The organism is Stenotrophomonas sp. YJH_SMC_10, assembly GCF_059371555.1.
Map to the genome: position 1 here is coordinate 39249 of NZ_JCAFUS010000016.1, position 21545 is coordinate 60793.

The following is a 21545-nucleotide window of genomic DNA, read 5'->3' on the forward strand; positions in this document are numbered from 1 at the left end:
GATCACGGCCACCAGAACGCGTTCAGGCTGGCCACGCCCGGTTCGATCGTGGCCTCGCGCGGGAAGCCCAGCACGGCGATGCCGGCCGGCGGCATGCCACGGTAGTCGCTGCTGGTGCCCTCGGTCATCAGCGCCACCAGGCGCTCCAGGCCCGGGTTGTGGCCGACGATCAGCACCCGATCGAGGTCGCGGCGCTCATCCACCAGTGCCGCCAGGGTGCCCGGGGTGGCCTCGTAGATCCGGTCTTCCAGGCGCTTTTCCACATACCCGATGGCGGCCAGCACCGCCTCCAGGGTCTCGCGCGTGCGCCGCGCCGGCGAGCACAGCACGCAGTCGGGCAGCAGGTTGTTGTCCTTCAGCCACTTGCCGGCGGCCTCGGCTTCGGCCAGACCGACCGGCGACAACGGCCGGTCGAGGTCGGCCTGGCCGGGGGTGGCCGGTTCGGCATGGGCATGGCGCAGCAGGATCAATTCATGCATCGCGGGTTTCCATGAAAAAGAGGATGGAGACGTGCAGCCTTACAGCTTCAGCCAGGACAGCAGCGGCTCCCAGTCGGCCTGGTGCTCGCGCACCTGGGCCGAGCGGTAGTCGAACAGGCTGCGGCCCAGGCCGGTCATGACCACGTAGCTCTGGCTGTCACGCAGCTGCGCGACCACCGGGTACGGCCACTCGGCCAGCATCTGCAGCGCCTGCTGCGAGGTCTGGGTCCAGGGTTTGGTACGGTTGAGCACCAGCCCCACCGGCAGCTTGCGGCTGTGCACGCGCGGGTTCTGGGCCAGGCTGTTGAGGAAGCCGACGATGGCTTCGATATCCAGCGCCGAGGGCAGCACCGGCACCACCACGGCATCGGCCGCGTCCAGGAAGTGGGGGATATCGTCGGCGAGCGCACCGGCCGGCGCATCAATGATGACGGTATCGGTACCGTCGGGCAGCTTCTGCGCCCACTGCTTCTTCCGATACACGTCGATGGGAAGCACCGCGCTCTCCAGCCCGGCACGCCGTTGCGCCCAGCGGGTGCTGGAGCCCTGCGGGTCGGCATCGGCGATCACCGTGGCCTTGCCCTGCAATGCCGCGTACGCGGCCAGGTGGGTGGCGACGGTGGTCTTGCCCACCCCGCCCTTGGAACCGGCCACCAGGATCGTCTTCATGCCAGCCTCGCTTCCGGGTACGTGCCCCGAGCGTACACCGGCGGTGGTGACGGGAGGTAGCACCGTGCTGAACCGGTGGCCATCGCCTTTGCTATCGTGGCGCCCCCGAAGGATCGAACCGCCATGAGCGAACTGCAGGACCTGAGCGCACTGATCCGCGCCAACACCCCCCTGATCGTGATCGAGACCCAGGACGAGGGTCGCATCGTCGAGCTGTTCCGGCAGACGCTGATGCATGTGTGGCGGGCCCTGCACCGCTGGTCCATCACCGAGGGCCTGCGCCGCATCGACCTGGACCGCGAAGACGCGGCGGTCGGCCCCCCCGATGCCAGCGCTGCGTTGCAGATGATCCGCCAGGCCGACCAGCGTGGCGTCTACCTGCTGCTCGATTTTCACCCCTACCTGGGCTATGCCAGCCACCAGCGCGCCCTGCGCGACCTGATCCAGCGCCGCCACAGCGAACCGCATGTGCTGGTGCTGATCGGCGCCAAGGTCGAACTGCCGGCCGAGCTGGAAGCGCTGGCGGTGCGCTTCAACCCGCGACTGCCCGATGCCAACGCGCTGCTGAAGATGCTGCGCGAAGAGGCCGACGCCTACGCCCGCGAGCACGGCGGCCGCCGCGTCGAGGTCGACAGCGAGGCAGTGAAGAAGATCCTGAAGAACCTGCAGGGCCTGAGCCTGGTCGATGCCCGCCGCATCGCACGCCAGTTGATCTACGCCGACGGTGCGCTGCGCGATGACGACCTGCCGCAGCTGGCGCGGCTGAAGTTCGAGCTGCTCAACCGCAGCGGCCACCTGTTCTTCGAGCATGACAGCGCGCGCTTCGGTGACGTGGCCGGCGCCAACCGGCTCAAGCGCTGGATCAACCAGCGCCGGGTGGCCTTCATCGCCGGTTCGGCACCGGCCGGCCTGGACCCGCCGCGCGGCATGCTGCTGCTGGGCGTGCAGGGCTGCGGCAAATCAATGCTGGCCAAGGCCACGGCCGCCGGCTTCGGCGTCCCGCTGCTGCGCCTGGACGTGGGCGCGCTCTATAACAAGTACCACGGCGAGACCGAGGCCAACCTGCGCCAGGCCTTGGCCTCGGCCGAGCAGCTGGCGCCCTGCGTGTTGTGGATGGACGAGATCGAGAAGGGCCTGGCCAGCGGTGGTGAGGACGGCGGCGTGTCGCGCCGCGTGCTCGGTTACCTGCTGACCTGGATGGCCGAGCGCAAGGCGCCGGTGTTCATCGTCGCCACTGCCAACCAGGTGCACGAGCTGCCGGCCGAGCTGCTGCGCAAGGGCCGTTTCGACGAGATCTTCTTCGTCGACCTGCCCACGCCTGAGGTGCGTGTGGAGCTGCTGCGGCTGCACCTGGGCCGGCGCCAGCTCAATGGCGACGACTTCGCGCTGCCGGCGCTGGCGGCGGCGGCGAATGGCTTCTCCGGCGCGGAGATCGAGCAGGCGATCGTGGCCGGGCTGTATGCAGCGCATGCGGAAGGCCGGCCGCTGGACACCGAGCTGCTGATGAACGAGATCCGCGCGACCCGACCGTTGTCGGTGCTGATGGCCGAGCAGGTCGAGGCCCTGCGGGCATGGGCGTCGGGGCGGACGGTTTCCGCGGACGATTGAAGTGGAAGCGCAAAAACAAAAGCGCTTGGCTGGCCGCTCTTGAGCGCATGGGGTCAGATCCGTTTTCCTCTGGAAAACGGATCTGACCCCAGTTCGATTTCTATCCCGGGCAGATCGCATCCACGCATGGCGTGGATCGACCGTGCCGACCAAGGTCGACACCTACCAACAGCCGCAGGAACCTGTCGGAGGCGGGGTACTGTGGGTTTGCGGGGTGTGAGCCGCATGGATGCGGCGACCAAGCCCCCATGGATGGGTTTACGGCGGCCCCGCAAACCCACAGTGCCCCGCCCCATCCCTCAGGAAACCCGCTTTGGCTTTGGCTTTGGCTTTGGCTCCAGCCCTTGCCTCTGCGGGTGCCGGGTGCAACCCGGCCGCCCCCTACCCTCAGGGCCAGGCCGGCGGGGCAGCCGCCCACGCCTGCTGCACTTCCGCCAGCGAGGCGCGCTCGTCGTCACGCCACAACGGCAGCAACTGCGCATAGCGGCTGCTGTCGCTCCATTGCGCCGGCTCGGTGCGCACCGCCGCGGCATACCACTGCACCGCCTCCTGTTTCTGCCCGGCCCGCCACAACGCCAGCGCATAGGTGGGCGGCAACCAGGCCGGCTTGCTCAGTGAACCACCGGCGGCGGCCTGCCATTGCTCCAGGGCGGCCTCGGCCTTGCCCTGGCGCAGCAGGTCCCAGCCGTAATTCCAGCGCACGCCGCGGCCCAGGCTGCCCTGCACCGGCGCATCCTTCAGTGCCTCGCGATACAGCTGTTCCCCCAGTTCGGTGCGGCCCTGGGCGATGGCCACCGACGCCAGCTGGACGGTGGCTTCGACCGTACGCCGGCCGCGTTCGCGCTGTTTCAGCAGCTGCGCCACCAGCGCATCACCTTCGGCCTGGACCACGACCATCGGCGCGGCGGCCGCATCGCTGTCGAAGTAGAACTCCTGTGGTGCCGGCACGACCGGCGCGGCCCACACCGGGGCCGTTCCCGAGACCAGCAGCACGCTGACCAGGATCTTTCCTGCAACTGACATCCCATCTCCCCAGACCGCAACTGCAGCCTCCCTCTCTCTCCCCGATCCTAACCGCAGCATGGCTGCGGGCGCGAGTGCCGGGGCGGCCGGAGCCTCGCTGCTACAATTCGCGCCTTTCCCGCCGCGTGCCCGCACGCGGCCGGTGCCAGCCGATCCTACCGGGCCAGCCATGACCAGTACCGCGCAACTCACTTCGCCCTCTTCCGCCGACCTGATCGACCGTGACTACACGCTCGACCACAAGTACACCCGCAACGAGGGGCGGATCTACCTGAGTGGCGTACAGGCGCTGGTACGGCTGCCCTTGATGCAGCGCCTGCGCGATGCCGCCGAAGGCATCGACAGTGCCGGCTTCGTCAGCGGCTACCGCGGCAGCCCGCTGGGCGGCTTCGATCTGGAGCTGTGGCGGGCGCGCAAGCACCTGGAAGCCGCCCGGGTGAAGTTCACCCCGGGCCTGAACGAGGACCTGGGCGCCACCATGGTGTGGGGCACCCAGCAGACCAACCTGTTCCCCGGCGCCAACGTGCAGGGCGTGTTTGGCATGTGGTACGGCAAGGGTCCGGGCGTGGACCGCTGCGGCGACGTGTTCAAGCACGCCAATGCCGCCGGCACCTCGCGCTACGGCGGCGTGCTGGCGCTGGCCGCCGATGACCATGCCTGCCGTAGTTCGACCCTGCCACATGGCAGCGAGGACGAGTTCGTCAGCGCGATGATGCCGGTGCTGAACCCGGCCGGCGTGCAGGACATCCTGGACATGGGCCTGCTGGGCTGGGCGATGAGCCGCTACACCGGGCGCTGGGTCGGCTTCAAGACCATCGCCGAGACCGTGGAATCATCGGCCTCGGTCGAGGTCGACCCGATGGCGCGCCGCATCGTGCTGCCGGAAGACTTCGAAATGCCCTCGGGCGGCCTCAACATCCGCTGGCCGGACCCGCCGCTGGACCAGGAAATGCGCCTGCACCGCTATGCGGTGAAGGCGGCACAGGCGTTCGCCCGCGCCAACGGCATCGACAGGGTGGTGATGGATGCGCCGCGCGCGCGGCTGGGCATCGTCACCACCGGCAAGAGCTACCTGGACGTGCTGCAGGCGCTGGAATACCTGGGCCTGGACGAAGCCGCGTGCGCCGACATCGGCATCCGCGTGTACAAGGTCGGCATGACCTGGCCGCTGGAGCCGCAGGGCATCGCGCGCTTCGCGCAGGGCCTGGAAGACATCATCGTGGTGGAGGAGAAGCGTGCCTTCATCGAGCGCCAGATGAAGGAACAGTTCTTCAACTGGCCGGCCAGCTGGGGCCAGCGCCCGTCCATCGTCGGCAAGTACGACGAGAGCGGCGAATGGATCCTGCCGTCCACCGGTGAACTGACCCCGGCCACCATCGCCGGCGTGATCGGCCGCCGCATCCAGAAGTTCTTCAACAACGCGTCGATCGAGCAGCGCCTGCAGTGGATGCAGGAGAAGGAAGCCGAGCTGGCGTTGCCGCGCGCCAGCTTCCCGCGCGTGCCGCATTACTGCTCGGGCTGCCCGCACAACACGTCCACCAACGTGCCGGAAGGCTCGCGTGCGCTGGCCGGCATCGGTTGCCATTACATGGTGACCTGGATGGACCGCAGCACCGATACCTTCACCCACATGGGCGGCGAAGGCGTGACCTGGGCCGGGCAGGCGCCGTTCACCGATACCCCCCACGTGTTCCAGAACCTCGGCGACGGCACCTACTTCCACAGTGGTTCGCTGGCGATCCGGCAGGCGGTCGCCGCCGGCGTCAACATCACTTACAAGATCCTCTACAACGATGCCGTGGCGATGACCGGCGGCCAGCCGGTGGACGGCCCGCTGAGCGTGCCGGACATCGCCAGGCAGATGCGCGCCGAAGGCATCCACACCATCGTGGTGCTGTCGGACAACATCGGCAAGTGGACCGCCCAGCGCGAGCACTTCCCCAGCGATGTCGAGTTCCACGACCGCAGCGAACTGGATGAGGTGCAGAAGCGCCTGCGCGAGGTGAAGGGTGTTTCGATCCTGATCTACGAACAGACCTGTGCCACCGAGAAGCGCCGTCGCCGCAAGCGCGGCAAGCTGGAAGATCCGCAGAAGCGGGTGATGATCAACTCGCTGGTCTGCGAAGGTTGCGGCGACTGCGGCAAGAAGAGCTTCTGCGTGTCGGTGCTGCCGAAGGAAACCGAGTTCGGGCGCAAGCGCGAGATCGACCAGTCCAACTGCAACAAGGACTATTCCTGCGTGAACGGGTTCTGCCCGAGCTTCGTCACCGTGCACGGCGGCCAGCCGCGCAAGGGCAGCAAGCGCGATGCCTCCACCCTGCTGGACAATCTGCCGGCACCAACCATCCGCGGCACGCTGGAACAGCCCTGGAACATCCTGATCACCGGCGTCGGCGGTACCGGCGTGGTAACCATCGGTGCGCTGCTGGGCATGGCCGGCCACCTGGAAGGCAAGGGCGCGACCGTGCTCGACCAGACCGGCCTGGCGCAGAAGGGCGGTGCGGTGACCACGCACATCCGCATTGCACGCCGCCCGGACGACATCCACGCCGTGCGCATCGCCGCCGGTGAGGCCGACCTGGTGCTGGGCTGCGACATGGTGGTGGTGAACGACTACTGGGCATTGTCGAAGGTGCGTGCCGGCCGTTCGCAGGTCGTGCTGAACACCTACGAAGCCATGCCCGGTACCTTCACCACGCGCCCGGACATGCAGTTCCCGGCCGCCGACATCATCGCCGGCGTGCGCGTGGCCTTGGGCGGCCAGGAGCCGCTGCTGCTGGATGCCACCCAGCTGGCCACCGCCCTGCTGGGCGATGCCATCGCCGCCAACCTGTTCATCCTCGGCTACGCGTGGCAGCAGGGCCTGGTGCCGCTGTCGTTCGAATCGCTGATGCGCGCCATCGAACTCAACGGTGCCGCCGTGGCGATGAACCAGCAGGCCTTTGCCTGGGGCCGCCTGGCCGTGGTCGACCCGCAGGCGGTGCAGCAGGCCGCCGGCCTGGTGCGCAACCGCCACACCGATACCGAGTCCACCCCGGGCCCGCTGCATCCGCTGCCGCCGGGCGAGTGGGAAGGCAATGAATGGGGTGCGACCGCGGCACCGCGCAACACCGGTGACGAACGCGAACTGCGTGGCCTGCCTGCGCACGGCGGGGACGTGGCGTTCCTGCCGCTGGACGACGCGCGCTTGTCGCGCTCGCTGGATGAAATGATCGAGCGCCGCGCGGCGTTCCTGGTCGAGTACCAGGATGCGGCCTACGCCAACCGCTACCGCAGCCTGGTCGAGCGCGTGCGCCGCGCCGAAGCCGAGCGCATCGGCGGTTCCACCGCGCTGACCGAGACCGTGGCCCGCTATCTGTTCAAGCTGATGGCGTACAAGGACGAGTACGAGGTGGCCCGCCTGTACACCAGCGGCGACTTCCAGCGCCGCCTGCAGCAGCAGTTCGAGGGTGACTACCAGCTGCGCTTCCACCTGGCACCGCCGCTGTTTGCGAAGAAGGACGAGCAGGGCCGGCTGTTGAAGAAGGAATACGGGCCGTGGATGTTCAAGGCCTTCGGCCTGCTGGCCAGGTTGAAGTTCCTGCGTGGCGGTCGCTTCGATGTGTTCGGCCGCACGGCCGAGCGCCGCATGGAACGCACGCTGATCACCGACTACGAGGCCACCGTGCAGGTGCTGCTGGATGGCCTGGACGATGATCGCCTGGCACTGGCGGTGGAGATCGCCAGCATTCCCGAGCACATCCGCGGCTTCGGCCACGTCAAGGAAGCGCATTTCGAACAGGCCAAGGCGCGCGAAGCGGTTCTGCTGGCTCAGTGGCGCAACCCGAAGGCGCTGCACATCGTGCAGGTGGCGTAAGGCCGCGGAACAGGTAATGCCGGCCGCTGGCCGGCATCCATCCTGGCAATCGGTGCCGGCCAGCGGCGGGCACTACCGGCGGTTCAGCCCAGCCGCCACAGCAGCAACCGGTTGTTGGCCGGCATCGCGACATCCCCCAGCCGGGTGAATCCGTTGTCGGCCGCCAGCGCCTGCACCGCCTCGCTGTCGCGGATGCCGCTGCGCGGATCGCGCGCCTTCAGCCAGGCGTCAAACTGCGCGTTGCTGTCGCTGGTGTAGCGACCGCCGTAGTTGAACGGGCCATACACCGCCAGCAGCGCGCCGTGGCGCAGTACCGCAGGCAGCGCGGCGAACAGTGCCTGCACATGCGCCCAGCTCATGATGTGCAGGGTGTTGGCGCTGAATGCGGCGTCGAACATGCTGCCTTCCGGCAGGCTCAGGCCGTTCGCCGGCGGCAGCTCCACCTGCAGTGCCACCGGCGGCAGCAGGTTCAGCAGCGCCGCTTCCGCGCGCCAGGCCTCGATGCCGGGCAGATGGTCCGGATGGTCGGTGGGCTGCCAGCGCAGCCACGGCCAGCGCTCGGCGAAGAACGCCGCGTGCTGGCCGGTGCCACTGCCGATTTCCAGCAGCCGATGACGGTCGCCCATCCACGGGTCGAGCGCGGCGGCGATGGGTTCGCGGTTGCGCTCGCAGGCTGCTGAATACGGCTTGCTCGACATCAGGACGGTGTCCAGGCGGGGTCGGCCCCATTGTGCACGAGGGGGGGTTGCTCGGCAGGGCTTGCAGCCCTGCACCCGCAGGAGCAACGGCAAAGGCCGAAGCAACGTCAAAAGCGGACTTCCTGTGGGTTGGCGGGGTGGGTCCGATTGCGGGGGACGCCGTAAATACGTCCCTGTAGGCTCGGTCGCGCCATCCATGGCGCTCACGCCCCCGCAACCGGACCCACCCCGCCTTCGACAGTTTTCTGCGATCTGTCGGGACATCATGGGGTCAGATCCGTTTTCCGCAGGAAAACGGATCTGACCCCGGTTCCATTTCGATATCTGACAGATGTGTCGACCAAGGTCGACACCTACCAACAGCCGAGGAAATCTGTCAGAGGCGGGGCGGTGTGGGTGGGCAGGACCGTTGGCGCCATGGATGGCGCCATCGAGCCCCCAGGGGTGAGGGCGCTTTGCTTGCGAAGCACTGCTTCGCAAGCGCCCGAACGCACAGCCGCCAGCGGCTGGGCCGGTCTGGGGGTTTACGGCGTGTCCTGCCCACCCACACCGCCCCGCCATCCCACGGAATGCCGCTCTGGCTTTGGCCGTTGCCTTTGCCGCTGCATTGAGCAGGTGCAGGGCGCAGCCCTGCCGAAACCCTCCCAACCATGACTGCAGTCACTTGCCCGGTGGCGCCGCGCTGGCGAAAGTCGAGGAGTTGACGTGATCGGTCCGGCCCGTTGCCAACCGCACGCAAGCGAGAGAGAGAAACGCTGTGCAACGACGTGAGTTCCTGGCTTTTTCCGGTCTGGGCCTGGCGGGCCTGCTGCTGCCGCATTCCCGTGCCATCGCCGCCGAGCAACTGCTCGCCCCGGTCGACCCCCTCCAGCGCCGGCGCCTGGCGGACGTTGCGCTGGCGACCGCACGCACGGCCAAGGCCAGCTACTGCGACGTGCGCATCGGCCGCTACCTCAACCAGTCGGTCATCACCCGCGAGCACCAGGTCGGCAATGTGACCAACCGCGAATCGTCCGGCGTGGGCGTGCGGGTGATCGTCAACGGGGCCTGGGGCTTCGCCGCCACCCACCAGCAGACCGAGGCCGCGGTCCGCGCGGCGGTGGAGCAGGCCGCCGCGATCGCCCGCGCCAACGCAAGCATCCAGACCCGGCCGGTGCAGCTGGCGCCGACGCCGCCGGTCGGGGAGGTGCGCTGGCAGACCCCGATCCGCAGGAACGCGATGGCGGTGCCGATCCAGGACAAGGTCGAGCTGCTGCTGGCACTCAATGCGGCCGCGCTGAATGCGGGCGCCGACTACATCAATTCCACCCTGTTCCTGGTCAACGAACAGAAATACTTCGCCTCCAGCGACGGTTCGTTCATCGACCAGGACATCCACCGCATCTGGTTGCCGTTCACCGCCACCGCCATCGACAAGGCCAGCGGCAAGTTCCGCACCCGCGCCGGGCTGTCCTCGCCGATGGGCATGGGCTACGAGTTCCTCGATGGCGATGCGCGCGGCAAGGTGCAGCTGCCCGGTGGCATCACCGCCTACCGCGATTCCTACGACCCGGTCGAGGATGCCATTGCGGCCGCGCGCCACGCGCGCGAGAAACTGAAGGCGCCGTCGGTGAAGCCCGGCAAGTACGACCTGGTGCTGGACCCGTCCAACCTGTTCCTGACCATCCACGAGAACGTCGGCCACCCACTGGAGCTGGACCGCGTGCTCGGCTACGAAGCCAACTACGCCGGCACCAGCTTCGCTACGCTGGACAAGCGCGACGCCGGCTTCCGCTGGGGCAGCGACATCGTCACCTTCTTCGCCGACAAGACCCAGCCGGGCAGCCTCGGTGCGGTCGGCTACGACGACGAGGGCGTCAAGACCCAGCGCTGGGACCTGGTGCGCGACGGCATCCTGGTCGATTACCAGGCCACCCGCGATGAAGCCCACATCCTCGGCCGCGATGCCTCGCACGGCTGCAGCTATGCCGATTCCTGGTCCAGCGTGCAGTTCCAGCGCATGGCCAATGTCTCGCTGGCGCCGGGCAAACAGCCGCTCAGCGTCGAGGACATGATCAAGAACGTGGAGAACGGCATCTACATCCATGGCCGCGGGTCGTATTCGATCGACCAGCAGCGCTACAACGCGCAGTTCGGCGGCCAGCTGTACTACCAGATCAAGGACGGAAAGATCGCCGGCATGGTCGAGGACGCGGCCTACCAGATCCGCACGCCGGAATTCTGGAATGCCTGCACCGCGATCTGCGACGAGCGGGATTTCCGCCTGGGCGGTTCGTTCTTCGATGGCAAGGGCCAGCCCGGCCAGGTCTCAGCGGTCTCGCACGGTTCGTCCACCACCCGCTTCAACGGCATCAACATCATCAACACCGCGCGCAGTCTCGGCGCTTGAGCCACCCATCCTTCGACATGGAGAGCAGCCTTGCAAAGACGTGACTTCCTGGCCCTGACCGGGCTTACCGCGGGCGGGCTGATCGTGCCCTCCTTCTTCGGCAAGGTGATCGCCGCCGAGCAGCTGCAATCCAGCCTCGACCCGGCGCTGAAGAAGCGCCTGGCCGACGCTGCGCTGCAGGCGGCGCGCAGCGCCGGTGCCACCTACTGCGACGTGCGCATCGGCCGCTACCTGCGGCAGTTCGTGATCACCCGCGAGGACAAGGTGCAGAACGTGGTGAACACCGAGTCCACCGGCGTGGGCATCCGCGTGATCGTCAACGGTGCCTGGGGTTTTGCCGCCACCAACGCGCTGGGTACCGCCGATGTGGCCCGGGCCGCGCAGCAGGCCGCGGCGATCGCCAAGGCCAATGCCGGCGTGCAGACCGCGCCGGTGCAGCTGGCCAAGGCGCCGGGCGTGGGTGAAGTCAGCTGGCGCACGCCGATCCGCAAGAATGCGATGGAGGTGCCGATCAAGGACAAGGTCGGGCTGCTGCTGGACGTCAACGCCGCCGCAATGGGCGCTGGCGCCAGCTTCGTCAATTCGATGCTGTTCCTGGTCAACGAGCAGAAGTACTTCGCTTCCACCGATGGTTCCTACATCGACCAGGACGTGCACCGCATCTGGGCGCCGATGACGGTCACCGCCATCGACAAGGCCAGCGGCAAGTTCCGCACCCGTTCGGGCCTGTCCTCGCCGATGGGCCTGGGCTACGAGTACCTGGACGGCGCCGCCGCCGGCAAGGTGGTCAGCCCCAATGGCGTGGTCAACTACAGTTCTTCCTACGACATGAAGGAAGATGCCATCGCCGCTGCCCGGCAGGCGCAGGAAAAGCTGAAGGCACCGTCGGTGAAGCCGGGCAAGTACGACCTGGTGCTCGACCCGTCGCACACCTGGCTGACCATCCACGAATCGATCGGCCACCCGCTGGAACTGGACCGCGTGCTCGGCTACGAAGCCAACTACGCCGGTACCAGCTTCGCCACGCTGGACAAGCGCGAACAGCATTTCCAGTACGGCAGCGAGCTGGTCAACATCTTCGCCGACAAGACCCAGCCGGGCAGCCTCGGCGCGGTGGCGTACGACGATGAAGGCGTGAAGTGCAAGCGCTGGGACCTGATCAGCAACGGCAAGCTGGTGGACTACCAGACCATCCGCGACCAGGCCCACATCCTCGGCAAGACCGAGTCCGACGGCTGCTGCTATGCCGACTCGTGGTCCAGCGTGCAGTTCCAGCGCATGGCCAACGTGTCGATGGCACCGGGCAAGAAGCCGCTGAGCGTGCCGGACCTGATCAAGGACGTGGAGAACGGCATCTACATCATCGGTGATGGTTCGTTCTCGATCGACCAGCAGCGCTACAACGCGCAGTTCGGTGGCCAGCTGTTCTACGAGATCAAGAACGGCCAGATCACCCGCATGCTGGAAGACGTGGCCTACCAGATCCGCACGCCGGAGTTCTGGAACGCCTGCACCGCCGTGGCCGACGAGCGCGACTACCGCCTGGGCGGTTCGTTCTTCGACGGCAAGGGCCAGCCGGGCCAAGTCTCGGCGGTCTCGCACGGTTCGTCCACCGCGCGCTTCAACGGCATCAACGTCATCAACACCGCACGCAGCCTCGGCTGACCGGTCAGGAGCCCTTACACCATGAGTATCTTCACCGAAGCCCAGGCCAAGGCCATCCTCGACAAGGTCATCGCCCTGTCCAAGGCCGACGAATGCACCGCCGTGCTGGCCGGCGCGATCGACGGCAACATCCGTTTCGCATTGAACAACGTTTCCACCAGCGGCATCGTCGACAACACCGAACTGGCGGTCACCGTTGCGTTCGGCAAGCGCGTCGGCACGGCCTCGATCAACGAGTTCGACGATGCCGCGCTGGAACGCGTGGTGCGCCGTGCCGAAGACCTGGCCCGCCTGGCCCCGGAGAACCCGGAGTTCATGCCGGCCATTGGCAAGCAGAGCTACCGCGCCAGCCCCACCTTCAGCGAATCCACTGCCGCGATCGATCCGGCCTTCCGTGCCAAGGTTGCCGCAGATTCAATCGCGCCGTGCCGTGGCCATGGCCTGATCGCCGCCGGCTTCCTCGAAGACGGCCAGGGTTTCCAGGCCACCGCCAACAGCAACGGCAACTTCGCCTACCAGCGCACCACCAACTTCAATTACACCTGCACCGTGCGCACCGAGGATGGCCGTGGTTCGGGCTGGGTGGGCCGCAACCTGAAGGACGCCGCCGACTTCAAGGCCGACCAGGACATCCGCATCGCCATGCGCAAGGCCACCGAATCGGCCGAAGCCAAGGCGCTGGAACCGGGCAAGTACACGGTGATCCTGGAGCCGGCCGCAGCGGCGGGCCTGATCAGCTTCATGATGAACTTCTTCAGTGCACGCTCGGCCGATGAAGGCCGCAGCTTCCTGTCGAAGAAGGGCGGTGGCAACAAGCTGGGCGAGCAGGTCTACGACCCGCGCGTGACCATGATCGCCGACCCGTGGCATCCGGAGGCGCCGGTGCTGCCTTGGGACAACGAGGGCCTGCCGCGCGAGCGCATGGCGATCATCGAGAACGGCAGGATCGCCAACCTGGACTACTCGCGCTTCTGGGCGCAGAAGCAGGGCAAGACCGCCAAGGCCTCGCCGGGCAACCTGCTGATGAGCGGCGGCGACAAGAGCACCGCCGAACTGGTGCGTGGCACCCAGAAGGGCATCCTGGTCACCCGTACCTGGTACATCCGCATGGTCGATCCGCAGACCGTGCTGCTGACCGGCCTGACCCGCGACGGCACCTTCTACATCGAGAACGGCCAGATCAAGTACCCGGTGAAGAACTTCCGCTTCAACGAGTCGCCGGTGATCATGCTCAACAACATCGAGGAGCTGGGCAAGCCGGTGCGCGTGGCCGGTGATGAATCGAGCTTCGTGATGATGATCCCGCCGATGAAGCTGCGCGATTTCACCTTCACCTCGCTGTCCGACGCGGTCTGATGGATCGCCGGGCCTGCCTGCGCTGGTTGGCCGCTGCCGCTTCGGCGGCGGCGTTGCCGGCCTGGGCGCAGGCAGGCCCGCGCAGTTCGCGCTACGACTTCTGGTTCACCCGCCTACAGTACGACTCCGGTGACTGGGACGTCGACGCGCGCATGCCGTCCAACCTGATCACCTCGCTGATCGACTACACCGCGCTGCGCGTGGACCCGCAGGAACACGTGGTGGCGCTTGCCGACCCGCGCATGCTGGAGGCGCCGTTCTGCTACCTGGCCGGGCACACGCTGGTGGAATTCAACGCCGCCGAACGGCAGAACTTCGTGCGCTACGTGCGCAATGGCGGCTTCGTCTTCGTCGACGACTGCAACCATGACATCGATGGCCTGTTCGCCACGTCGTTCGAAGCACAGATGGGTCGCCTGTTCGGACCGAAGGCACTGCAGAAGCTGCCCAACAGCCACGCGCTGTACCGCAGCTTCTTCCACTTCCCGGAGGGCCCGCCTGCCACCAGCTTTGAGCTCAACGGCTGGGGCGACGACCTGGTGCACGACTACCTGAAGGGCATCGAGGTCGACGGACGCCTGGGCCTGCTCTACAGCAACAAGGACTACGGCTGCGAGTGGGACTACGACTGGCGCAACAAGCGCTTCCTGGCCGAGGACAACACCCGCTTCGGCGTCAACATCGTGATGTACGCGTTGAACCATTGACAGGACCTGCACGCCCATGACCTCCCCCGACCTCGATTCCCTGTTGCCGCGCCTGGATGCACTGCGCGCCGCGCTCGCACGCGCGGTGGTGGGCCAGCACACCGTGGTCGAGCAGCTGCTGATCGGCCTGCTGGCCGGCGGCCACTGCCTGCTGGAAGGTGCGCCCGGGCTCGGCAAGACCCTGCTGGTGCGCTCACTGGGCCAGGCACTGGAGCTGCAGTTCCGGCGCGTGCAGTTCACCCCGGACCTGATGCCCAGCGACATCCTCGGCACCGAGCTGCTGGAAGAAGACCACGGCACCGGCCATCGCCATTTCCGCTTCCAGCAGGGCCCGATCTTCACCCACCTGCTGCTGGCCGACGAGCTCAACCGCACCCCGCCCAAGACCCAGGCCGCTCTGCTGGAAGCGATGCAGGAACGCACGGTCAGCTACGCCGGTACCACCTACGCGCTGCCCGCGCCGTTCTTCGTGCTGGCCACGCAGAACCCGATCGAGCAGGCCGGCACCTACCCGCTGCCGGAAGCGCAGCTGGACCGCTTCCTGCTGCACGTGCTGGTCGATTACCCCAGCGAGGACGAGGAGCGGCGGATCCTGGAACAGACCACCGGTGGCACCACCGACGCGGTGCCGAAGGTGATGGATGCCGAGGCGGTGATCGCCCTGCAGGCGGCCGTGCGGCAGGTGCATGTCAGCCCCGACGTGCTGGCCTGGATCACCCGGCTGGTGCGCGCCAGCCGGCCCGGCGAAGGCGCACCGGCGGCGATCAACCAGTGGGTCAAGTGGGGCGCCGGTCCGCGCGCGGGACAGTCGCTGGTGCTCGCGGCCAAAGCGCGCGCACTGCTGCAGGGCCGCTTCGCCGCCACCCGCGAGGATGTGCAGGCACTGGCCGCACCGGTGATGCGCCATCGCCTGCTGCTGTCCTTTGCCGCCGAGGCCGAGCAGAAGCGTGCCGACGACGTGGTCGCCGCGCTGCTGCAGGCCGTGCCGTTCCCGGATTGAGCCACGCGTGAACGCAGCTGCCGCCCTGACGTTGCCGCCGGAACTGCGTGCGCGCCTGCGCCTGCTGCGGCTGCGGCCACGCCTGGCCAGCGGCGCCAGTGGCATCGGCCAGCACGCCAGCCGCAGCCGTGGTGCCGGGCTCGAATTCGCCCAGTACCGGGCCTACGAGCCCGGTGACGAACTGCGCCAGATCGACTGGAAGCTGTATGCCCGCTCGGACCGCTTCTTCGTGCGCGAGTCCGAACGCGAAAGCCCGATCACGGTCTGGCTGCTGCTTGATGCCACCGCCTCGGCCGGCCAGGCCGACCGCGCGGCACCGCAGCGCACGCGACTGGACCACATGCGCGGCGTGGCCGTCTGCGTGGTTGAACTGGCCCTGCAGCAGGGCGACCGTTTCGGCCTGCTGGCAATCAATGGCGATGGGTTGCAACTGGTACCCGCCGCAAACGGCGCACGCCAGCGTGATCGCGTGCACCTGCAACTGCATGCCCTGCAGGCGCGCGGCGGCTGGCCTGCGGCCGATCGACTGCGTCCGCTGTGGGAGCGGGTGCGCCCGGGCGACCTGCTGCTGGCGATTGGTGATGGCTTCGACGAGGCCGGCATCGTGCTGCTGGAACAGCTGGCCAGCGCCCGCCGCGAAGTGGCACTGCTGCAGATCCTCACCGCCGACGAGCGCGACTTCCCGTTCGATGCCGGCCATCGCTTCCGCGACCCGGAAACCGGCGAGGAACTGCTGGGTGACGGCGCGGCGATCCGCGCCGACTACCTGCAGCGCTTCGCTGAGGCGCGCAGCGCCTTGCAGGCGCGCCTGCAGGCCAGCGGCATCGCCCGTGCCACCGGCTGGCTCGACCAGCCGCTGGACCAGCCACTGCAGGCACTGTTCGGCCGCGGGGGCGGCGCATGACCCTGCTGTTCCCGTTGGGCCTGGCCGCGCTCGCTGCAGGGTTGCTGCCGCTGCTGATCCACCTGGCCCGCCGCCATCCGTACACGCCACTGGATTTCGCCGCGCTGCGCTGGCTGCGCGCTCAGATCCGGCCGCGCCAGCGCATCCGCTTCGATGACTGGCCGTTGCTGCTGGTGCGCCTGCTGTTGCTGGCCGCGCTGGCAGTACTGCTGGCACGACCTGCGTTGACCGGGCCTGCGCCAGCCCCCACAGCGTGGACGGTCGTGGCCCCGGGGTTGGATGCTGCGGCGCTGCGCGGCACCGCCGACGAGGGCAACTGGCATTGGCTGGCCCCCGGCTTCCCCACCATCGATCAGGCGCCCGGTGCATCCCGTGCGTCGCTGCCCAGCCTGCTGCGTGAGCTGGACGCGCAGCTGCCTGCGGGCACCCCGTTGACCGTGCATGTTCCCGACCCCTTGCCCGGCCTGGATGGCACCCGCCTGCAACTGTCACGCGACGTGCAATGGCACCCGCAGCCGATGCCGGTCACTCCTTCCCGGACGGCCGTGGCCATTCCGCGGCTGCGCGCGCACGACGGAGCGTCCGCCACCGCCCAGCACTGGTTGAATGCACTGCAGCGCGCGTGGGGCATGCAGGCGCCGCTCGCGCCTCTGTTGGCCGATACCCTGCCCGAACGCGGCGAGATCGGCGTCTGGAGCCGCAGCGACGCACTGCCGGCGGATTGGCAGGCATGGCTGCGCGCCGGTGGCCGGGTGATGACTGCCGGCAAGCCTGCTGCCGACGCCCGCATCGTCCTGCGCGATACCGAGGGTGCCCCCCTGCTGTGGCAGCAACGCGTCGGCCACGGGGTCCTGCTGTCTCTGCCCGGCGACTGGGATGCCTCGGGCAACGCTGCCTTGCGCGATCCACAGGTGCCGCGTGCCCTGCTGCTGGCGCTGCAAGCGCCCCCTTCGCCGCGCCTCGGCGATGCACGTGACCAGGCACCGCACCGGGCCGCATTGCCTGCTGCAACACCACCGCTGCGCGAGCCGACGCCTTGGCTGCTGCTCGCCATCGTGCTGCTGTTCGCGCTGGAGCGCTGGATGGCCAGCAGCCGCCGGCGCAGGGTGGCCGCATGAACACCCTGCAACGCGCCTGGCAACGCGCGCGCCGCCGCCGGGCGCTCATCACCCTGCTGCTGGGCCTGCCATGGGCGCTGGCCGCCACGATGCTGGCCCTGCGCCTGGCCGGCTTCGATAGCGCCTGCGTGGTCGGCACGGTCAGCCTGCTCGCCTGCGCAGCGCTCGCCACGGCGCGTTCCCGCCAGTTGGACCGGCAGTGGTTGCAGCGCCAGCTCGACGGCAGCGGTAGCAGCGAGGACAGTGCCGACCTGCTGTTCGCCGATGGCGCTACGCTCAATCCACTGCAACAGCGCCAGCGCACGCATGTACTTGCCACGCTGGAGCGCGCAATGCCGGACCTGCGTCCGCGCTGGCCGCGCAGGGCGTTGGCCCTGAACTGGGTCGCGGGCCTGGCCATCGTTGCGCTGGCATTCGGCTGGCCACCTTCCAGCCCCGGCCCCGCACCGGCGCGCACATCGGCGCCTGGCAGCACGGCGGCCGCAGGCCCGCTGCACCTGCAGTCCGCCCGCCTGCGCATCGATGCGCCGGCCTATACCGGCCAGGCCACGCTTACCCAGAGCACGCTGGATGCCAAGGTCGCCGCCGACAGCACGCTGTCGTGGTCGCTGCGCTTCGATCGCGCGCCGGACAAGGCATGGTTGCAGTTCCACGACGGCCGGCGGCTGCCGCTGAGCCAGCGGGATGGACAGTGGCAGGCGGAGGACGTGGCGCGCACGCCGGTGCTGTACCGCGTGGTGAGCGAACCCGCACTGGCCGAAGCCCGCCTGCACCGGCTGGATGTGGTCGCTGACCGCGCGCCCAGCGTACGCGTGCTGGAGCCCGCCGCGACCCTGGTTCCGGGCACGCCCGGGCAACGCCAGTGGTCGCTGCGCTTCGAGGCCAGCGATGACTACGCCGTGGCCACGCAGGCAACGCTGTCGATCACCGTCACGCAGGGCAGCGGCGAGAACATCACCTTCGTTCGCCGCAGTGTCGGCCTCATCGGCAGCGGCGAAGCGACCGCACGGCGTTTCGCGCATACCCTCGACCTGGCCGCGCTGGGCGCGCAACCCGGCAGCGATGTCATCGCCCAGCTGGAGGTACGCGACAACCACGCGCCGACGCCGCAGACCGGGCGCAGCAGCAGTGTGATCCTGCGCCTGCCCAGCGCCGACGTCGCGCTCGGTGCCGAGCTGGAAGGACGGATCAAGAAGACCCTGCCGGCCTACTTCCGCAGCCAGCGGCAGATCATCATCGATGCCGAAGCGCTGATCCGGCAGCGGCGCACCCTTGCCGCCGACGACTTCGTGAAGCGCAGCGATGCGATCGGCGTCGACCAGCGCATCCTGCGCCTGCGCTATGGCCAGTTCCTGGGCGAAGAAAGCGAAGGCGCACCGAAGCCGCCGCCGACCAGCGACCTGCCCACCAGCGATGCGCCGACCGCGGACAGCCACGACGACGATCACGATCACGACCATGGCGCCGGTGCCGGAGCGCACGACGCGCATGGCCACGATCACGGCGGCAAGCCGGCCAATGCCGATACGCCACCGGTGTTCGGCAGCGATACCAACGTGCTCTCCGAATACGGACACACCCATGACCACGCCGAGGCGGCGACGCTGCTCGATCCGCAGACCCGCGCCACCCTGAAGGCCGCGCTGGACCAGATGTGGTCGGCCGAAGGCGAGCTGCGCCAGGGGCGCCCGCAGCAGGCGCTGCCGTTCGCCTACAAGGCCCTGGGTTTCATCAAGCAGGTGCAGCAGGCCGAACGCATCTATCTGGCCCGGGTCGGGCCGGAGCTGCCGCCGATCGATGAAGGCCGACGCCTGGGCGGTGACCGCGCCGGGCTGGCCAGCCGTGAGCTGCCGTTGGCCGCGCGCACCCCACCGGATCCGGCCATCGTCGAAGCCTGGCAGCGCCTTGGTGATGACAACGGCGCACCGGATCTCGACGCGCTCGCGGCCTGGCAGCAGCGCAACGCTCCCTACCTGCCCGATGCACTCGATCTGGCCGCCGCCATCGAACAACTGCGCATCGAGCCCAGTTGCAGCGATTGCCGCCAGCGCCTGCGCGCGCAGCTGTGGCGGGCGCTGCAGCGTCCACTGCCGCAGGCGATGCGGCGCAGTGCCGCTGATGCGATGGGCCAGCGCTACCTCGATGCGCTGGAGGCGCAGCCATGAACACCGCCGGCCTGAATCTGTGGATCGCGCTAGCACTGGCCCTGATCGTGGTCATCGCCAGCGTGCGCCAGCTGCGTGGCAGCACCGCGTCCCCAGGCAGCCGGTGGTGGGTGATCGCGCTGCAGATCATCGCCGCCGCGCTGCTGTACGTCTGCCTGGTGCCGCCCACCCGCCAGCAACCCGCCAGCGGTCTGGTCGTGCTCGGAATCGATGCCGGCAAGGCCGGCGCACTGCCGGCCAGCGAAGGCCCGCTGCTGCTGTTGCCGGAAGCGGCCGATGTGCCCGGCGCCCAGCGCGTCCCCGATCTGGCCACCGCGCTGCGCCTGCACCCGGCCTCCACGCTCACCCTGGTCGGTGCCGGCCTGGCTGCGCGCGATCAGGACACCGCGCTGCCAGCGGACGTGCGCTGGCAGCCGGCGCCACCAGCACGCGGTTGGATCGCGCTGCGACCACCGGCCGACGTCGCGCCCGGTGCGCGCTTCGAGGTACGGGCGCAGGCACGCGGCGTTGCCCGGGCGAAGGCGGAGCTGCTCGACCCGGCCGGCAGCGTCGTCGACCGCCGCGATGTTGCAGCAGATGGTCAGGTGCAGCTGAGCGGCGTTGCCCGCGCTGAAGGCCGCAGCGTGTTCCAGCTGCGCCTGCTTGATGCCGACGGCCATGGGGTGGACAGCGTGCCGGTGCCGCAGCAGACCCTGCCGGCCGCGCCGCTGCGCCTGCGGGTGCGCGCCGGTGCGCCGGGACCAGAATTGAAGTACCTGCGGCGATGGGCGGCCGATGCCGGCATCCACGTGCAGGTGCAGGCCGATGTCGGCGCCGGGGTAAGCGTCGGCGACGGTGCATTGCCGCTCGATGCGGAATCACTGGCACGCATCGACCTGCTGGTGCTGGACGAGCGCAGCCTGGCCGCGTTGAGCACAGCCCAGCTGGCCACCGTGCGCCAGGCCCTGCGCGAGGGACTGGGTGTACTGGTGCGCAGTGGCGGCACGGCTTCGGCGAGCATGCGCCTGCGCCTGCGCGAACTGGGGCTGCCGGTGCAGGGCGATGGCAGCAGCCACGCGCTCGAACTTCCCGGCGACGGCGACAGCGCGGTGCTCGCGGCGCGACGTGGCCCGCTCGCCGCAGGTACGCTGCCGACCGGCTACGGCGAAGAGGCGGACCGCAGTTCGCACAGCGCCGCCCTGCCCACGCTGGAAGCACTGGCGCTGCAGGCGCCGGGCAGCACCGCGCTGCTGCACGATCGCACCGGCAGGGCGGTCGGCGGCTGGCGCGCTGCCGGCAGGGGCCGCATCGGCCTGCTGCCACTGACCGACACCTGGCGCTGGGTGCTGGCCGGCCGCGACGACCGCCACGGCGAGCTGTGGAGCGGCGTGGTTGCCACGCTGGCGCGTGCGCAAGGCAGCGCCGATGCGCTGTGGTCGCCACAGCCGATCAGCTGGGCCGGCGAACGGCAGGCGCTGTGCGGCGTGCAGGCACCGCTGCAGGCCTTCAACGCACGCGGCGGCGGTGTGCCGCTGATCGTCGACCGCACCACGTCAGACCTGCGTTGCGCGGGCTGGTGGCCGCGTGAGGCGGGCTGGCAGCGCCTGCGGCACGGTGAGACTACGGTCTGGCGCTACGCATTCGACCCGAAGGACGCGCCCGCACTGCACCGGCAGGCGATGATCGAGGCCACCACGCAGGCGTTGGCCTCACGTACGTCGGCGAATACGACGCTCATGTCGCCGGTGCCGGGCTCACGCTGGCCCGGGTGGCTGGGTTTTGTGCTGTGCGCATCGCTGCTGTGGTGGCTGGAGCGGCGGCGCTGACCCGGGCTCGGATCCCTTTCGCTGGCGAAAGGGCTCTGAACCCACCGACTGGATCGCACACAGCATCCACGCATGGCGTGGATCTACCAGCTCCCTCCGTCAT

Annotated in this window: 15 protein-coding genes; 11 read left to right on the forward strand and 4 right to left on the reverse strand. The window is 68.8% G+C overall.

Features of this window, described 5'->3' with window-relative positions; all coding sequences use genetic code 11:
• Positions 1-2: 2 nt before the first annotated feature.
• Positions 3-479: a SixA phosphatase family protein gene (locus AC5P9C_RS17705; protein WP_343541567.1), complete on the reverse strand. Its 477-nt coding sequence runs from the start codon at positions 477-479 to the stop codon at positions 3-5.
• A 39-nt stretch (positions 480-518) separates the two neighbouring features.
• Positions 519-1148, reverse strand: a complete 630-nt coding sequence (locus AC5P9C_RS17710; RefSeq protein ID WP_005420986.1) for a nucleotide-binding protein — start codon at positions 1146-1148, stop codon at positions 519-521.
• 123 nt (positions 1149-1271) lie between these two features.
• Between AC5P9C_RS17710 and AC5P9C_RS17715 the strand changes: the two genes are divergently transcribed.
• A complete protein-coding gene (locus tag AC5P9C_RS17715; protein ID WP_049466262.1) occupies positions 1272-2756 on the forward strand; it encodes an AAA family ATPase in 1485 nt (494 codons plus the stop codon).
• A 387-nt stretch (positions 2757-3143) separates the two neighbouring features.
• Here the strand turns inward: AC5P9C_RS17715 and AC5P9C_RS17720 are convergent, their stop codons facing one another.
• A complete protein-coding gene (locus AC5P9C_RS17720; RefSeq protein ID WP_053461809.1) occupies positions 3144-3779 on the reverse strand; it encodes a tetratricopeptide repeat protein in 636 nt (211 codons plus the stop codon).
• Positions 3780-3948: 169 nt separating this feature from the next.
• Here AC5P9C_RS17720 and AC5P9C_RS17725 point away from each other — a divergent pair, with 169 nt between their 5' ends.
• The gene (locus AC5P9C_RS17725; RefSeq protein ID WP_164688650.1) at positions 3949-7635 is read left to right on the forward strand and encodes an indolepyruvate ferredoxin oxidoreductase family protein; all 3687 of its coding nucleotides are present in this window, start codon (positions 3949-3951) and stop codon (positions 7633-7635) included.
• 83 nt (positions 7636-7718) lie between these two features.
• Here the strand turns inward: AC5P9C_RS17725 and AC5P9C_RS17730 are convergent, their stop codons facing one another.
• The gene (locus AC5P9C_RS17730) at positions 7719-8333 is read right to left on the reverse strand and encodes a DUF938 domain-containing protein (protein ID WP_057493703.1); all 615 of its coding nucleotides are present in this window, start codon (positions 8331-8333) and stop codon (positions 7719-7721) included.
• 757 nt (positions 8334-9090) lie between these two features.
• Here AC5P9C_RS17730 and AC5P9C_RS17735 point away from each other — a divergent pair.
• The 9 genes from AC5P9C_RS17735 to AC5P9C_RS17775 are packed head-to-tail and all read left to right on the forward strand — an operon-like array spanning position 9091 to position 21442.
• Positions 9091-10722, forward strand: a complete 1632-nt coding sequence (locus AC5P9C_RS17735; protein WP_343540937.1) for a TldD/PmbA family protein — start codon at positions 9091-9093, stop codon at positions 10720-10722.
• Positions 10723-10752: 30 nt separating this feature from the next.
• The gene (locus AC5P9C_RS17740) at positions 10753-12387 is read left to right on the forward strand and encodes a TldD/PmbA family protein (protein ID WP_057493705.1); all 1635 of its coding nucleotides are present in this window, start codon (positions 10753-10755) and stop codon (positions 12385-12387) included.
• Positions 12388-12408: 21 nt separating this feature from the next.
• Positions 12409-13743, forward strand: a complete 1335-nt coding sequence (locus AC5P9C_RS17745) for a TldD/PmbA family protein (protein WP_049470455.1) — start codon at positions 12409-12411, stop codon at positions 13741-13743.
• Positions 13743-14450: a DUF4159 domain-containing protein gene (locus AC5P9C_RS17750; protein WP_343540935.1), complete on the forward strand. Its 708-nt coding sequence runs from the start codon at positions 13743-13745 to the stop codon at positions 14448-14450. Before AC5P9C_RS17745 ends, AC5P9C_RS17750 begins: the two co-directional genes overlap by 1 nt.
• Before the next feature lie 16 nt (positions 14451-14466).
• The gene (locus AC5P9C_RS17755) at positions 14467-15450 is read left to right on the forward strand and encodes an AAA family ATPase (protein WP_150828295.1); all 984 of its coding nucleotides are present in this window, start codon (positions 14467-14469) and stop codon (positions 15448-15450) included.
• A 7-nt stretch (positions 15451-15457) separates the two neighbouring features.
• Positions 15458-16354, forward strand: coding sequence for a DUF58 domain-containing protein (locus AC5P9C_RS17760; RefSeq protein ID WP_329854045.1), 897 nt, complete (start codon positions 15458-15460; stop codon positions 16352-16354).
• Entirely contained in the window at positions 16351-17472 is a 1122-nt protein-coding gene (locus tag AC5P9C_RS17765) for a BatA domain-containing protein (RefSeq protein WP_343540932.1), read from the forward strand. Before AC5P9C_RS17760 ends, AC5P9C_RS17765 begins: the two co-directional genes overlap by 4 nt.
• Positions 17469-19637: a hypothetical protein gene (locus AC5P9C_RS17770; RefSeq protein ID WP_343540930.1), complete on the forward strand. Its 2169-nt coding sequence runs from the start codon at positions 17469-17471 to the stop codon at positions 19635-19637. The genes AC5P9C_RS17765 and AC5P9C_RS17770 overlap by 4 nt, the downstream gene beginning before the upstream one ends.
• Complete coding sequence (locus AC5P9C_RS17775) at positions 19634-21442, forward strand: amino acid adenylation domain-containing protein (protein WP_343540928.1); 1809 nt, start codon at positions 19634-19636, stop codon at positions 21440-21442. Before AC5P9C_RS17770 ends, AC5P9C_RS17775 begins: the two co-directional genes overlap by 4 nt.
• Positions 21443-21545: the final 103 nt, after the last annotated feature.